Genomic DNA, 15,291 nt, shown 5'->3' on the forward strand with positions numbered 1-15,291 from the left:
AAAGCAATTATCTCTATAACCCGACGAATGCAAATCCAATCACACTAAAATAAAATTTATATAAAAAAGTGACGATAATTGTCACTTTTATTTATTAGTTAAAGGCCCCATTTCTAGGCACAATACTGAAGCTACTATTTAAACGTCCACCCGTAATTGCAAGCTCACCTAAACGTGCTCCCGCTCCTGTTGAAGGCGGATAGAAATTAATATCTTTAACACGTAATGCACCGTCAATACTCTTATCAGGGTTAAAATAAACCGCCGTATTTACGCCAACTTTACCTAAACCACTTGTTGTATCTTTACCCACAACCAAAGCACTATTAAACGCTAGCTTTCCTGTAATATTATCAAAACCAATTGCAGAACCATCAATCGGATCACTAATTTGAACCGTATTTCCAGTTGCTGTCGCAGGCACTGTGAAATCGCCGAGTACAGTTAAGGCACTACCATCTGCAATTGAACTATTTGGCACAATTGATAAGTTAAGATCGCCACCTAAACGGAGTTTTAGACCAAATAACACATCATTATTTTTGGCAAAATTATCAATAGGTGAAGTACATGAACCCGTCGCTGGACAAGTTTTATATTTAGCCCCTGGTAAATAACCAGCTGCAATTTCTGTTGATAAAGCAAGTAGCATCTCTTTTAAACTAATATTAAGACTGCCATTTTCTAAACCAATACTTCCATTGCCTTTGAGGAACATATCGATATTACGTAAGCCCATGTAATAATCAGTAGGACTACCACCATTATTAGCATTTGGAGAACCATCAATTAATAAAATTGAGGTCGTTTTGGTTCCAGTCGCATCACGTCCAGTAGTTCCAGCAGCAATACCAAAACCTAAACGCGAAGTCGTTCCAGAGGTCGCCACTACATTTCGAACAGGCTTACCACTTGCATCTTTGGTATAGTAATAAGCACTATTTGCCGGTGCATCTAAACCATATACAGCAGCATTAGCATTTAAATTATAAAAAGGTAATGCTAAGCCCCACTGGTTATTTGCACCATTGTCTGCAAACTGATTGGCAGCAGCAACATTCGCACTTGTCGTAAAACGACCGCGTCTTGAAAATGCTTGAAACTCTGCTCCACGCATCGCAAGAATTAAGCTAAACGGATTAGTGACCGTATCACGGTGAATGTTATGTTGGTAATCAGCAGCTGTTGTTAAAGTACCCGACCCTAAACGAATTGCATTTAAAGTCGCGTTGTTTGGCATTAACAATGTTTTTGTATCAGCAAGATTTAAATAAATATTTCCGCTGTCAAAATAACCACGCGTAGCGGAGTTAAGGCCTGTTAAATTACCAAATTCGAAACCATAAGCATTCAGACCTGCTCCACCAATTTCTAAAGTGGTTGCTTTGCCATCTGAGCCTAGCATTGAGTCATTGTCTTTAGTGAATTCACCTTTCATACGAAAGGCAATCCCGGAATTACCTAAAATACTATTACTTGAGCCCGTACCTGTAGCGGTATTTGCTGTACCTAATATTGTTGTATCTGCCGTACCATCCATGCCACGGACTTGTAAATAACTATTTACCATACGTCCACTAGCACCTAAACGAATCAAACCTTTCGCATTTTGGGGACTATTGGTTGCATCTAAAGCATAAGGGTTAGTTTTATCGACATTAGAACTTAACATGACCTCAATATTCAGGCCTGAATTAGTTACTTTTCCACTACTGTCTACATATGTGCCTGCTGTTAGACCAGAAGCTGAATCTGCTACACGGTTAAAATCAACATAGCCATAGGTACTATTTGGAGTTTGCCCTACACTAGCAACGTTAGTTCCAGTATTCGTCTGTAAAACTAGGCCACGAGTTGGGTCAATCAGCATGACTCCTTTACCAACAAAATTAAAGTTAAAATTTCTTAAAATTAACTGATTTAGCTGACTACGAGCATCTAATTGCCCTAAATAAATATTGGCATTATTAATACCAAGCGTCATGCTTGACTGACTATTTGCATTAAATAGACCATCTTGGGTTGTAAGTGCCAAATTTAGAGGTGAAGTCGTTTGAATAGCCAACTGCCCCATTGTCGGTGAACAAGTAGCAGAGTTATTACATACTTTAAAACTATTTACAGTAATGAGTGATGGACTGCTTTGCATAGAAAAGTCGAGTCCAGTTTTACCCGTAGTTGGGTTACTCCCTACATCTAAACGGTAATTTGTACTTAAAGGCTGACTAGATACATTACTTTTTTGAACTTTTATCCCGCTCGCTTGAGCTCTTAAGACCTGATCTGCACTACTAGGTGTACCTGCATGGTCATCCCAGTAAGCATTATCAATATTGATTTCATTAAACGTCGTTTGAATCGAAATCCCATCTTGCCCATTAACAGCACTCATGTCAGCATCTGTTAAAGCTTCTAACGCAAAAACATGTCCGCTCACTAACAACATGCTGGTTGTTAATGCGTTTAAAATAAACTTTGAGCTGTGATTTTCTTTATTTTTTTTCATCACTTCAGTTCCTTTGAAATCTACATTAACCCTTAACAACGGGGATGGCTGCCATCACAGCTAAAGACCATGACTTTTCCTTGAATAGCCAAGTTTCCGTTCATCATCAAACCCATAAAACCAGTTTCACGCCCATAGTCATACACCGATGGCGTTGCAGTAGCAACTTGCTGGTTTGCACTATTAGCAGTCGCCGCATAAGTTGGCTTTTTGAAATATGCATAATCATACATATTTGCACTCGAACCTTGCGCTGTTGTTGAGCTGGTAAAATTATCTTGCTCAATTGATAACGCATTAAAACCAAAGTTACGAATTAAAATTGGCTGTGCTGCACTAAAACTAAGCTGAATAGCCGGTTTAATCATTTCAGTATTATTTTTATCCAAATACTTTAAATCAGCGCCATCCAAACCCATTTTTTGAATATTTAAGGTACCTTGTACGCCTTTAAATACGAGCCAAAGTTTATTACCACTATCACTATTTTCGGCCCAACCACTTGGTTTGGTCGAATCTGCTTGTACAAAACGCTTATTAATTGCCAAGCCAATATGGCAAAACTCTACGTTCTCACAGACACCACCACTACCATTGTCAAATACACCGTTAGCTGTTTGGTTTAAATTAAGCATTAAAGATAAATCAGCACCAGCCTGACCATTAATCGCCTGTAATGCTTCATTATCTAAAGTTTGTAGCTCTGCATGAGTCACTGTTGCACAAAGAGCAAGGAGTAAAGCAGTTATTTTTTTCATCGCGTTACCCTCCTCTTATAGACCTTTAGTTGTCAGTTTTAAGTGCTGGATTAAAACACCGTCAATGACAGCAGATCCCATGTTATTGGTAATCGCTGAGCTAATCTGTGCCCCCGATAACTTATAGGTATTTAAATCTGCATTTGGTGTAGTGCTATACCAACGACCACCCTCATAACGAGCATCTGGCAAAGGTGTGCTGTTCGGCACAGTGTATTGAGCACCATTTCCAGCATCAGCCAAGGTATACCCTGTATTATTTACTGTCGGGTTATAATAGGAAGTACTATCAATATTAGCCCAGTTCGCCCCTTGGGAATCAAATCTTAAACCAGAGCCTGCATTGCCAGTCCAGCCTGTGGCTGTCCGATATTGCCATGTATCATAACAAGTACTTAAATTCAAAAATCCGCAACTATAACTACCTGCACGGCGTTCCTGATTTTGTAATTGGTAGAAGTTTTTAGTTTGTGTTATAGCCGCTACAGTTCCTGTAGGTAATTTACCAAATGAAATACCAACCGCATCTTGTGTGCTATTACCTTTAAAGGCTTCTAAAGTATTATTGGCTGCATTATAGACCGTTGAACCAATTGAAATACTACTATGCGTCGCACTAGAACCTTGATATGTTTTACCACCTAAAGTTACGTTCGTGCCACACTGATAAATATTACAAGTTGACCCTAAATAACTAGTGTCTGCCCCACTATAGTCTGTATAGATTTTCTTATAAATTTCAGGTTTATTCGGAATACGTGCAAGTTCTAAGCTAAAGTTCTTACCATCCGAGCTTAAAACCAATGGTTGATATAAAGAACCTAACACAAGATTAATATTCGGGTTATAGAGATATAGACCTTCATTCGCATCAAAGGTTGGTGCAACTCCTCCATTAATTGCTGGAGTTACTAAATTACCTTGTGTAGTCCCTGATTCGCGCGTACTTAAACGTAAAACATTATTCATAGCACTATCAGTTGGAGCAGTCCATGAACCTGTTGAAGTAACAGTCGTAGTTTGGCTACGGATACGATATAACCAGTCTGAGCTCGGTGAGTTATTGCTTGGCGCACCAGTATATTGGGTACTATAACGATTTACCCATGATCCCACTGTAGACGTTGGAGTATTTGAAGTAATCGTTGCTCTTAAATTGGAGGCATCGCCACTGTTTAAACGAATAACTCCAGCTAAACCCAAAGTATCATTATAAAAAGGGCTCATTCCACCAGCAGATGTTGCTCCCCCTAATGTTTGGAAAAGCTGTAAGCGGCTGCCATTTAAGCTAAAGTTATTCCACACTCCTTGTAAACGAAGACGGTTTGCACGAGTTGCATCAGTACTTGTTCCAATTAGACCATTTGAATCACCATAATTAAATTGATCTGCGGCGCCATTTATTTTATTTGGATTTCGGACAAAAATATCGGACCATAGACCTAGTTTCAACTTATAAGCGTCAATACCTGCAGAATCCCTCGTTCCGACTTCATATAAAGGGGCTTCTAAAGCTAAGTAAGTTACCTGACATGTTGGATCAGTCGCACCTGTACAATTATTTGCACTAAAATTCGGCACTGAGTTTTCAGTCGCAACTTTGAAAATCCACGGGTTAACAGCAGTACCCCAACTTGAGATTGCAGCAGCTGCATCGGTAGAAGCAAGGCGAGTATTGGTATTATTATCAGATTTAGAAAGTGCTAAGCCATAAAGAAAAATATCAGCTTTCCCTACCGCACGGTCACCAGAATCAATCGAGCCATTTTTATTGGTATCAGCGGCTGTCATACTTAAAGGGCCAACAGGTACATAATTGATATAACCTGTATCTTTAGTACGATCAGTTAAAATCTGAGTTGAGGTTTCATTTGCACCTGCACCACGAAATACCATATAAGTATTCTGTGGCAAGATAGCAATACCTTCACCTGTCGTTTCACTCAAGCCCGCATCAGAAAGTTCTTCGAGTGCGAAACTAGGTTGGCTTATACAAAGCCCGATTAAACTTGCCAAAACGGTTTTTTGAAACCTTACCGTATAATTAAGTGTAGTCATCTTGACCTTCCTGTTTTATACGATGCCGCGCACCATATTTATTTTTCTTTAACATTCCTTGATGCCAGGTGAATCCATCCTTTTCACCTTAGACAATGAGGCAAATCTAAAAGATATTGCCAACCTTTCCACATTTCTATTATGCGGAATATTTGCACAAATGCAAAAAAAAGCATGTAAAAATTTACTTTTCCGATGAATGTAAAATAGCAATAGCTACTTTCTTTTTAAGTTAGCAGAACTTCAAGCTGCCATAACAGTTCGGAGCAAAACTTTGGTTTTTTAAGACCAAATTCGTCAAATTCATAGGAACATATTGACCTGTTAAATCAACTGATTGAACATTAATATCTCCCAATATACAATTTAGAGCCAAAGCTCCACACTCAATTGGGTTAGCAGTTAAATACTGGCTAACTTTACCTAAAGTGGCTTTTACCACGTCATCCGTAATTTTAACTTGTGATTGAGGGGTTACATCACCAATATCAATTGGATTTGATAATTCTAACCACCAGCCCGCTTGAGAAACAGACTTTGCTCCTGTCCACTGTAAATTTTGTCCTTGTAATGATAAAGAAGCCGCCGTACCATTCAAATTAACTTTATGGAAATATCCTAAATCCTCATTGACTGCAACATTGACTCCTAAATTATTAATTGTACCAGACAGATTCCCACTAATAGTAAGCGGAATAGCTCCCCATGCTTGAGCATTTGCCTGGATAGGCCCCGATAAATTAATTCCACTAACTACAGCAGTACCTGTTAAATTAGCCGTCGTAATACGTTTTCCAGAAATAACTTGGGAAGGTAAAGATAAACTACCAGAAGCACTACTTAAGCCTAAATCATAACTTGTTGTCTGGAAGTCTGCTGTAATAAACCCTGTTGTACTTTTTACCTTACCGGTAATTGCTGTTCCTAAATTTGTTTGAGTTAATCCAGCTTGTCCTGACACTGCTTGTAAAGTACTAACCGTACCTCCAGTCGCTTGAGTCACCATATAACCACTAAAAGAGTTAATACCATTTTTTGTAGTTGTATTTTCTGAACCAAAAGTAAGTAGACCTTGAATGGATTCTGCACTTAATCTCACCCCAGCAACTTCACGAGTCGATGCACTGTTAGGATTTTTAATTGCAAATTCAATAAATGGATTGGTTAATTTTGCTGAAGAACTAGCACGACCATCATTAGTATCAGAAATACCACTTAGGCTTAAGTTATCGATATCAATATCACAGGCACCTGCTCCATTGGCTCCACCACATCCAAGCTGCAATTTTTTAATATTCGCGTTCAGCTCTAAATCAGCATCTAGACCTAATTTATAAAAACCTACATTACTATTACTGTCACGCAGTTTTTCCAAGTTCGCAGAATCGGTAGGCGCAACATATGACATGCTCATCAAGGCTTGACCACGCGTCGCTGATAGTTCAGCATCTGTCATAGGAACTAATGTAGAAGCAGCATGCGCCGAAGAAAAGCACAAGCTTCCAAGCGCTAATATTGCTAAATGAAGAGACGTAAACTGTCGCATGGCCGACCTCCATATCCGTGGGGGCATAATCCTGTTTAATTTCTTTTTATTTGGCCTATCTACATTTGATAAATATTTAACTAAACATTATCAAAGAAAGCCTATATCAACCACATTTACTTTTAAATTCTGTGATGCAGAACAAAAAAACAAATCAATTATTGATCATTTTATATCATTTTTTACAAAAGGAAACTGTCGTTTATCATAATTCCGATAAACGCTTCTCAAAAAAATTTTATTTATAAAATTGGGCCACCTAAGTGACCCATTATTTTTAAAATCTTTTCATCGAGGAAAGATTAAGTTTTAGGAAGCGTAACACCTGTTTGACCTTGGTATTTACCACCACGGTCTTTATAAGAGGTTTCACATACTTCATCACTTTCAAAGAATAGCATTTGTGCTACGCCTTCCCCAGCATAAATACGTGCAGGTAAATTTGTTGTATTTGAAAATTCTAAAGTAACGTGACCTTCCCATTCAGGTTCTAATGGAGTCACATTTACAATAATACCGCAGCGAGCATAGGTTGACTTGCCTAGACATACAGTCAACACATTGCGAGGAATACGGAAATATTCAATTGTACGCGCTAGAGCGAATGAGTTTGGCGGAATAATACAAACATCAGACTCAATATCGATAAAACTTTTGTCATCGAAATTTTTTGGATCGACAATTGCAGAATGTACGTTTGTAAAAACCTTAAATTCACGGGCACAGCGTACATCATAACCATAGCTAGAGACCCCGTAGGAAATCAACTTTTCACCATTTTTATCAAAACGGACTTGATTCTCTGCATAAGGTTCAATCATGCCGTGTTTTTCGCTCATTTCGCGAATCCAACGATCAGACTTAATGGCCATGTATTTTCTATCCAAAAGGTAAATTCATTGATTTCGACGTACTTTAACTTAAAAAACCAATTATGAAAACAACACAGAGCTACTCAAATAAATAAGAATAGCTCAGCTGCACATTTAGAGGTTCAGTAAAGCAGAATAACTAATTGGAATTGAAAAGCTGACCAATACAAGTGAAGCAGTTTTTTGCAAGTTAGTTTGATTTAACCAACCTACTTTTTTAGATGCTAAAACCGATCCCAAGAAAATCCAGAACAATGCAATTGGGGTAATAAGCGCTAAATAAGCCATCATATGAATTAAATAAATATGAAAATTACTCCATGCACCTACTGGGAAAATTGCTGAGGCAAACAGTAATGCTTTTGGGTTTAATAAAGTGGCGCAGAATAACTCACGAGCACGAATTGTTGGCTGATTTAATTCAACTTCTTGATTTGCCGTATGCCATAACTTGATGGCTAAGAAAATAATATAGCAAGCGCTCAATAGCTTTAGAATAGGCGGCAGCATTGGTAGTGTGCTAGACACTTTTCCAATCAGCATTCCCCATGCAGAAATAGAGATGACATAACCTAAAACTTCTGCTGGAATAAGTTTTACTGACTTCCTTAAACCCACTTGTACCCCAGAAGAAGCTAGTAAGGTATTGGTTGGACCAGGAGTAAGTAAAATTGTGGCTACTAAGCCAATAAAAAGCCATGAAATCATTGAATGACCTCACAATATAGTCATCTCAGATTAATAGATATCCTGTCACAAGGCAAAAGGTAATTGTAAGACAAAGTATTTCAAATTATTTTCAAAATAAAAATAAAGTATATAAAAACAAATATTTATAAAATTATCACATAAAGTCGAGAAGAAAACTTTACGGTCAGTTGTTATACTTTTCAAATAGATTCTGAGTTAAGTAACATAACTATTTTTATTTTAAGTCTATTTTTCCATCAAAAGTCTTTATAATAAAAATATATAGCACTGGTAAGTTTAAATTTTAAGCTTTTAATAAGTTTCAATTCATATATTGTTTCTGATTTTTTTATATAGAGCATCGCGCTTTACTACCCTTAATGATTATGGCAAAGCATTTTTTTCAATCTTGGCTTCCCTCCCCCGAGAAAGTTTCAAATATGAAATTTCTAAGGATTTTTGGTAAAAAAACCCTTAATCCTGTGCTTTGGTATGTCAATCGAAAATCAATTACCCGAGCTGTTTTTGTCGGAACTTTTTTTGGTTTACTGCCTATTCCTTTTCACAGCGTATTTATTGTGATGGCGGTATTACTATTTGAAGTAAATTTACCAATTAGCTTGATGCTCGCTTGGTTAAGTAACCCGCTTACATTAGTTCCTATTCTATATATTGGTTTTTGGTTCGGTGCACACATTTTTCATGTGCATATGATTAACAAAGAAATGCTGCTAGGTGTATTGCATCAGATTTCTCGTTGGATTACTCATTTCGGCCATGGCCACATTGATTTTAGTCTTGCGAAAATCTTGATGACTGGACTTGTTGTAGAAGCTTTTGTATTTGCTGTTATTTTATATATATGCACAGAAATTTTCTGGCGCTGGATGGTTGTTAAAAACTGGAAAAGTAGACATCATCAAAAGAAGCAAGAAGAGGTTTTATAAAAGCTTCACTCTTCTTGCATAAGTTTAAATCATTATTTCGGTAGTTTTGATTTCATATATTCTTCGGCCACATTAAGCACATATTCTTGGCAAGCCTCTCCTGTACCAGGGTCATAAGCTCCGTTATTGGTAATATTATTAGATAAGATTCGAATGCCTAGGAAAGGAACATTAAACTGGCTTGCAATTTGTGCAACAGAAGCCGCTTCCATTTCTTCAACAGAAGTACCATAACGCTGGTGGAAAAATTGAATACGATCTAGCTCATTATTCCAGACATCTGCTGAACCAATCGTTCCTTCAACCACATCACCTTTATCATAACGGACTTTATGTGCCGCCATTAACAACTCTTGGTCACCTTCAAATTTACGAATTGCAATCGGTTCTGGGTCAGATTCATCTGTTGGCAAAACATCAAAAGCCTCAACCCATGTGAGTGAGTCTGAACCACCGCCCACTGGCTGTTTAGGTGTTCTAAATGCACCAATATTGGTTGTATATTTTCCTAAAACAATATCGTAAACATGCAAATCAGGATCATGTCCACCTGAAGTTCCCTGATTAATGATCGCAATCGGTTTATAACGCTCAATCGCTAGAGCAGTTGCTGCAGCAGAGTTACTCATACCCATGCGAGTTTTAGAAATAATCATTGGATAACCATTATAGGTACCTTTCCAGAACGTCCATCCCCCTACTGTTTCAACAGTTTTATTCTCTAACTTTGAAGCCATTCTTTCCGACTCTACGGGTAAAGCACCCTGAATAATGATCGGCTGTAACTTCTGTTTTTGTTCCTGAACTGTTGGTGTCTGTGAGGCAGATGAGTTGTCATCGTTACATCCAACTAAAAATAAAGCGCTACATAAACTGATTACGCCCAAACTATACTTAAATTGCATTTTTTAACCTTTCTTTTTAAAAAGTGTAAAGTAGCAATCTGCATGCCAATTTCAAGTTCAGCTTTGTTATTAGGATTCAGTAATTTAATTTTTTATTTTAATCAGATGATAAAAAAACCCGACTTAAAGCCGGGTTTTAATAAATTAGAAAATACGCTTATCATCACGTGTGCGTTGAGGGATTTTTTCAATCTGCTGCCAGACCGCTTTAGCAATCTCAATATAACTATCAGCCGCATCATCCATTGCCACAACGCTCGGTTTACCCTGATCAGCATGTTCACGTATTTGAGCATTTAGAGGCAAACGGCCTAACAATGGAATATGGTATTGCTCGGAAAGCTTATCACCACCACCGATACCAAAAATTTGCTCTTCATGACCACAGTTTGAGCAAATATGAGTCGACATGTTTTCGACAACACCTAATACGGGAATACCTACTTTATTAAATAACTCAATTCCTTTGGTGGCATCAAGCAAGGCAACATTTTGTGGAGTAGTCACAATGATGGAGCCTGTAACCGGAATACGCTGTGCAAGCGTAAGCTGAATATCACCAGTACCTGGTGGCATATCAATCATGAGTACATCTAAATCAGGCCAAAGTGTTTGATTAAACAATTGCATTAGAGCGCCTGTTGCCTTTGGTCCACGCCATGCAACAGGTGTGTTGTTATCACCAGTTAAATGTCCAATAGAAAGCACAGCCATACCATAAGCATCTAAAGGTACAAAATTTTCACTTTCAATAAGTGGAGTTTTGCCAGCGTTTCCTAGCATTGTGGGAATACTTGGACCATAGATGTCAGCATCTAATACCCCAACCTTAAGACCCATTTTTTGCAAGGCAAGCGCCAAATTGACGGTAGTTGTCGATTTACCAACGCCACCCTTTCCAGATGAAACTAAAATAACATTCTTAATGCGAGGGTGAAGTGGAACATCTCTTTGTTGCGGAGCGGCTTTTTGAATCGGTGGATTATTTGGATCTGGTTCTGATTTAGGTGAGGCATCAAGCACAGGAGGTAAATTTGAACTTTCTTGTGTAGGGCGCTTTTGTTGAACCACGTGTAAATTAAGTTCTTCAATACCGCACTTTTCTAATGCACCAGCTAAATCATCATGGATTTGCTGCAAATGCTCTTTTTCATCAGGAAATGTATTAATCGTAAGTTGTAATACACGACCCTGAACTTGAAGCTGACTAATGCGCTCCTTTAAAGCATCTTTTGAATGCGGTAATAAATAATTTTGGAGTACGGTTTGGATTTCATCTTCTTTCACCTCTTGTGCGGGTGAAAAAACGGACTTTAATGAAGAAAGCCAAGACATATTGTTTACTCCAAAAACAGATCATTACAGCTTAATGGAGATAGTGTAACAGTATTGCTCCACACTCGCTCACCTTGGGATGAATAATTACTCACTTCAGATCTCATCTTTTAGGTAAGGAGTGCAGATTTTAGTTTAAATCAGCTTATTCAGCAGAATCATGATTCTTTAATTTATTGAGTTTATCGGTTGCAGTTTTCTTCAACTCATCAAGTTTTGCAGTTGCTTGTGTTTTCAACTCATCCAATTTTGTAGCAGCCTCTTCCTTTAATTCCGCAGCTTTGGCTTTAGCATCGTCAAGTTTATGAGCTGCTTCTGTACGCAAATGATCAAACTTATCTTGTAGACTATGCTGAGCATCCTCAAGTTTACCTTTTAAATCAGTTGCTTTTTCTTCAAGAGCCTCTTTACCAGAAGCTTGTTTCTCTTTTACATTTTCCTTTAAATCGTCCAAAGCTTTTTCGCCTTGTACTTTCGCATCAGCTGCTTTTGCCTTTAATTGATCTACCTTATCTTCAACTGCTTCTTTACCAGCAGCTTGCTTCTCTTTTACATTTTCCTTTAAATCGTCCAAAGCTTTTTCACCTTGTACTTTTGCATCAGCCGCTTTTGCCTTTAATTCATCTAATTTATTTTCTGTAGTCATCGTTGTTATCCTCATAGTTAATTAAAAAATTACCTGAATAAGTTATTAGTTATACATCGTTATGGCTTATTTTCTGACCGTAACTGCAATTTGAAACAAAGACAATACAGGAAGATTCAAATATTTTTTGATTTGTTTATCTGTTCTAAAGAGAAACCATGCCTGACCAAAATCCATTTTAATAGAAATCGCTTATGCCAAGCTGGAGATTATTAATCTTTGCTTATCTCCCTGCATCAGTTAAAATCTTCCACCTTATAAATACGAATGAGAGAATGAAATCCGTGCGTAAAATTTTAGTCACTAATGCCCTCCCTTATGCTAATGGTCCAATTCATATGGGTCATTTACTCGGTTACATCCAGGCAGATATCTGGGTTCGTGCCATGCGAGCAATGGGTCATGATGTGACTTATGTATGTGCGGATGATGCTCACGGTACAGCAATTATGCTACGTGCCGAAGCAAATGGTATTAGCCCAGAAGAGCAAATTGCGAATATTCAAAAAGAACACATCCGTGATTTTGACGGTTTTGGTGTACATTTCGATCATTACGATTCAACGCATAGCGATGCAAACAAAGCACGTTCAACAGATATCTATATTAAAAACCGTGAAGCTGGAAATATTGCAGTTCGTCCTGTAACTCAATTATTTGACCCAGAAAAAGGGATGTTCTTGTCTGACCGTTTCATTAAGGGTACATGCCCAAAATGTAAATCAGAAGATCAATACGGCGACTCATGTGAGGTGTGCGGTACAACTTACAATGCGACTGAGTTACTTAATCCACGTTCGACTTTAAGTGGTGCAACACCAGTTGAAAAATCATCAGATCACTATTTCTTCAAGCTTCCAAACTTCTCTGAATATTTACAAAAATGGACGCGTGATGAAGGACGTTTACCTCTTTCAATTGCGAACAAGTTAGATGAATGGTTTGAAGCTGGTTTAGCAGACTGGGATATTTCTCGTGATGCACCATATTTTGGCTTTGAAATTCCAGACGCACCAAATAAATATTTCTACGTATGGGTAGATGCCCCAATTGGTTATATGTCTAGTTTTGAAAACTACATCAAAACTAAACGCCCAGATTTAAACTTTGATGATTTCTGGAAAAAAGACAGCCAAAACGATGTTTATCATTTTATTGGGAAAGACATTGTTTATTTCCATGCTTTATTCTGGCCTGCAATGCTTGAAGGTGCGAACTATCGCACTCCAACTGGTCTTTTTGTAAATGGTTTCTTGACTGTAAATGGACAAAAAATGTCTAAGTCACGTGGTACTTTCATTAAGGCCGAGACGTATTTACAGCATTTAAACCCTGAATATTTACGTTATTACTTTGCATCTAAGCTTTCAGATAAAGTTGAAGACTCTGACTTAAATCTTGATGACTTTGTTCAAAAAGTAAATTCAGACTTAGTCGGTAAAGTCGTTAATATTGCTAGCCGTTGTGCGAAATTCATCAACAGCAACTTTAACAATACGTTATCTGCTCAATGTGCAGAAACTGATTTAGTACAAAGTTTTATTGATGCTGGCGATTCAATCGCTGCTGCATATGAAGCACGTGAATTCTCTACGGCGATCCGTGAAATTATGGCGCTAGCTGACCGTGCAAACCAATATATTGATGAGAAAAAGCCTTGGGCACTTGCTAAACAAGAAGGTCAAGAGCAACAAGTTCTTGATGTATGTTCTGTGGGTATCAACTTATTCCGTCAACTTGCAGTGTACTTGGCTCCAGTTCTTCCAACTTTGGCCAAGCAAGTTCAAGATTTCTTAAAACTTGAAAGTTTCGATTTCGAGTCACGTAAACAAGTTCTTGTAAGTCATGAGATTGCGCAGTTCCAACCGCTTATGCAGCGTGTTGATCCAAAAGCTGTTGCAGCTATGGTTGATGCTTCTAAAGAGTCTTTAGGTGCTCCTGCTCCAGAAGCAACTAAAGCAACGGCGAAAAAGGACAAAGCTGCCGAGAAAAAAGCTGCCCCTGCTCCAGCAGTGGGTGAAGCTGAAATTATTGGTATTGAAGATTTCTTAAAAGTTGACTTGCGTGTTGCTCAAGTACTTGAAGCTGGTACAGTTGAAGGTTCAGATAAATTACTTCAATTGACATTAGATGTTGGTGAAGCTGAACCACGCAATGTATTTAGTGGCATTCGTAGCCAATACGCACCAGAAGACCTAAAAGGTAAATTGGTTGTTATGGTTGCTAACCTTGCACCACGCAAAATGCGTTTTGGTATTTCAAACGGCATGGTACTTGCTGCTGGAAATGGTGAAGGTATTTTCATTATTTCTCCAGACAGCGGTGCGAAACCTGGCGATAAAGTTTCTTAATCTGCTTTCAAAAAAAGCTCCCTAAATTGGGAGCTTTTTTATTTTTAAGGGCTTTGAATAGGTTTAAACGGGGCTTACTAAATTAGGACCACGGCCACCCTTCGCAAGGGTTATTAAATAAAACGTGTATATTTCCCAACTCTTCATTTGTTAAATAGCCATTCTTATTTTCATCTAAATAATGAAATAGCTCTGTCTGCTTGTTTTCACCTTGAAAACGCTTATCACTCGGCCAGTTATAAGGATAAAAGTCTTCAACCCGTTGAAATTCTTTTTGGCTATACATGCCATCATGATTTAAATCATATTTTTCCTGAAAAAGCTCCCAATCTAAAGAAGCAGGCTCACATGCACTTACCATATTCAAAACACAGTAAGTTGCACATCCAGCAAGTAACCTAATAGTTAGATTGCTCATGATTATTCACTTGTATATCGGAAATTTTATAATCCTTTTCATGAACTGGAGTACCCACAATACTCATAGTCCGCTCATTTGCCGATTGTTGTTTACTCGTCGTTCTCATCTCACATCCTGTAGTTAAGATGAGAAAAACTACAGAAATGCTCACTATTAGTTTTTTCATAACGTGATCCTCATTTCTTTTTGTTTTATTTATTAAGTTACCACTTTTAAAGTATTTAAGTGCTAAAAAAGATATTTCAATTTGTATATA

General features: G+C 37.8%; 13 protein-coding genes. 2 read left to right on the forward strand and 11 right to left on the reverse strand.

Annotation, left to right across the window (positions count from 1 at the left end):
- Positions 1–94 precede the first annotated feature (94 nt).
- From J580_RS11680 to J580_RS11705, 6 genes are all read right to left on the reverse strand, one after another.
- Positions 95–2,506 carry a DUF6160 family protein gene (locus tag J580_RS11680; RefSeq protein ID WP_032004281.1) on the reverse strand — a complete coding sequence of 804 codons (2,412 nt, stop codon included), beginning with the start codon at positions 2,504–2,506 and terminating at the stop codon, positions 95–97.
- Positions 2,507–2,538: 32 nt separating this feature from the next.
- Positions 2,539–3,264 (reverse strand): DUF6160 family protein, encoded by a 726-nt coding sequence (locus J580_RS11685; protein WP_032004282.1) that lies wholly within the window; start codon positions 3,262–3,264, stop codon positions 2,539–2,541.
- A gap of 15 nt (positions 3,265–3,279) precedes the next feature.
- Positions 3,280–5,322 (reverse strand): hypothetical protein, encoded by a 2,043-nt coding sequence (locus J580_RS11690; protein ID WP_032004283.1) that lies wholly within the window; start codon positions 5,320–5,322, stop codon positions 3,280–3,282.
- A 232-nt stretch (positions 5,323–5,554) separates the two neighbouring features.
- Positions 5,555–6,868, reverse strand: coding sequence for a hypothetical protein (locus tag J580_RS11695; RefSeq protein WP_032004284.1), 1,314 nt, complete (start codon positions 6,866–6,868; stop codon positions 5,555–5,557).
- 302 nt (positions 6,869–7,170) lie between these two features.
- Positions 7,171–7,740, reverse strand: coding sequence for a dCTP deaminase (gene dcd / locus J580_RS11700; protein WP_002120290.1), 570 nt, complete (start codon positions 7,738–7,740; stop codon positions 7,171–7,173).
- Positions 7,741–7,854: 114 nt separating this feature from the next.
- The gene (locus J580_RS11705; protein WP_032004285.1) at positions 7,855–8,448 is read right to left on the reverse strand and encodes a LysE family translocator; all 594 of its coding nucleotides are present in this window, start codon (positions 8,446–8,448) and stop codon (positions 7,855–7,857) included.
- Positions 8,449–8,810: 362 nt separating this feature from the next.
- Here J580_RS11705 and J580_RS11710 point away from each other — a divergent pair, with 362 nt between their 5' ends.
- On the forward strand, positions 8,811–9,377 hold the full coding sequence (locus tag J580_RS11710) for a DUF2062 domain-containing protein (protein ID WP_016802582.1): 567 nt from the start codon (positions 8,811–8,813) through the stop codon (positions 9,375–9,377).
- 32 nt (positions 9,378–9,409) lie between these two features.
- Here the strand turns inward: J580_RS11710 and J580_RS11715 are convergent, their stop codons facing one another.
- From J580_RS11715 to J580_RS11725, 3 genes are all read right to left on the reverse strand, one after another.
- Complete coding sequence (locus J580_RS11715; RefSeq protein ID WP_032004286.1) at positions 9,410–10,282, reverse strand: 5'-methylthioadenosine/S-adenosylhomocysteine nucleosidase; 873 nt, start codon at positions 10,280–10,282, stop codon at positions 9,410–9,412.
- A 144-nt stretch (positions 10,283–10,426) separates the two neighbouring features.
- Positions 10,427–11,617, reverse strand: coding sequence for an iron-sulfur cluster carrier protein ApbC (gene apbC / locus J580_RS11720; RefSeq protein WP_017399777.1), 1,191 nt, complete (start codon positions 11,615–11,617; stop codon positions 10,427–10,429).
- Positions 11,618–11,762: 145 nt separating this feature from the next.
- Positions 11,763–12,263 carry a hypothetical protein gene (locus tag J580_RS11725; RefSeq protein ID WP_017386611.1) on the reverse strand — a complete coding sequence of 167 codons (501 nt, stop codon included), beginning with the start codon at positions 12,261–12,263 and terminating at the stop codon, positions 11,763–11,765.
- A gap of 284 nt (positions 12,264–12,547) precedes the next feature.
- Here J580_RS11725 and metG point away from each other — a divergent pair, with 284 nt between their 5' ends.
- Positions 12,548–14,614 (forward strand): methionine--tRNA ligase, encoded by a 2,067-nt coding sequence (gene metG / locus J580_RS11730; protein ID WP_032004287.1) that lies wholly within the window; start codon positions 12,548–12,550, stop codon positions 14,612–14,614.
- Between the two features lie 82 nt (positions 14,615–14,696).
- Here metG and J580_RS11735 read toward each other — a convergent pair whose 3' ends face one another.
- Complete coding sequence (locus J580_RS11735; RefSeq protein ID WP_032004288.1) at positions 14,697–15,032, reverse strand: EF-hand domain protein; 336 nt, start codon at positions 15,030–15,032, stop codon at positions 14,697–14,699.
- Positions 15,013–15,201 carry an NF038215 family lipoprotein gene (locus tag J580_RS0104215; RefSeq protein ID WP_032004289.1) on the reverse strand — a complete coding sequence of 63 codons (189 nt, stop codon included), beginning with the start codon at positions 15,199–15,201 and terminating at the stop codon, positions 15,013–15,015. Before J580_RS0104215 ends, J580_RS11735 begins: the two co-directional genes overlap by 20 nt.
- Positions 15,202–15,291: the final 90 nt, after the last annotated feature.

The sequence above is a fragment of the Acinetobacter sp. 1542444 genome, from assembly GCF_000581835.1.
GTDB lineage: Bacteria > Pseudomonadota > Gammaproteobacteria > Pseudomonadales > Moraxellaceae > Acinetobacter > Acinetobacter pittii.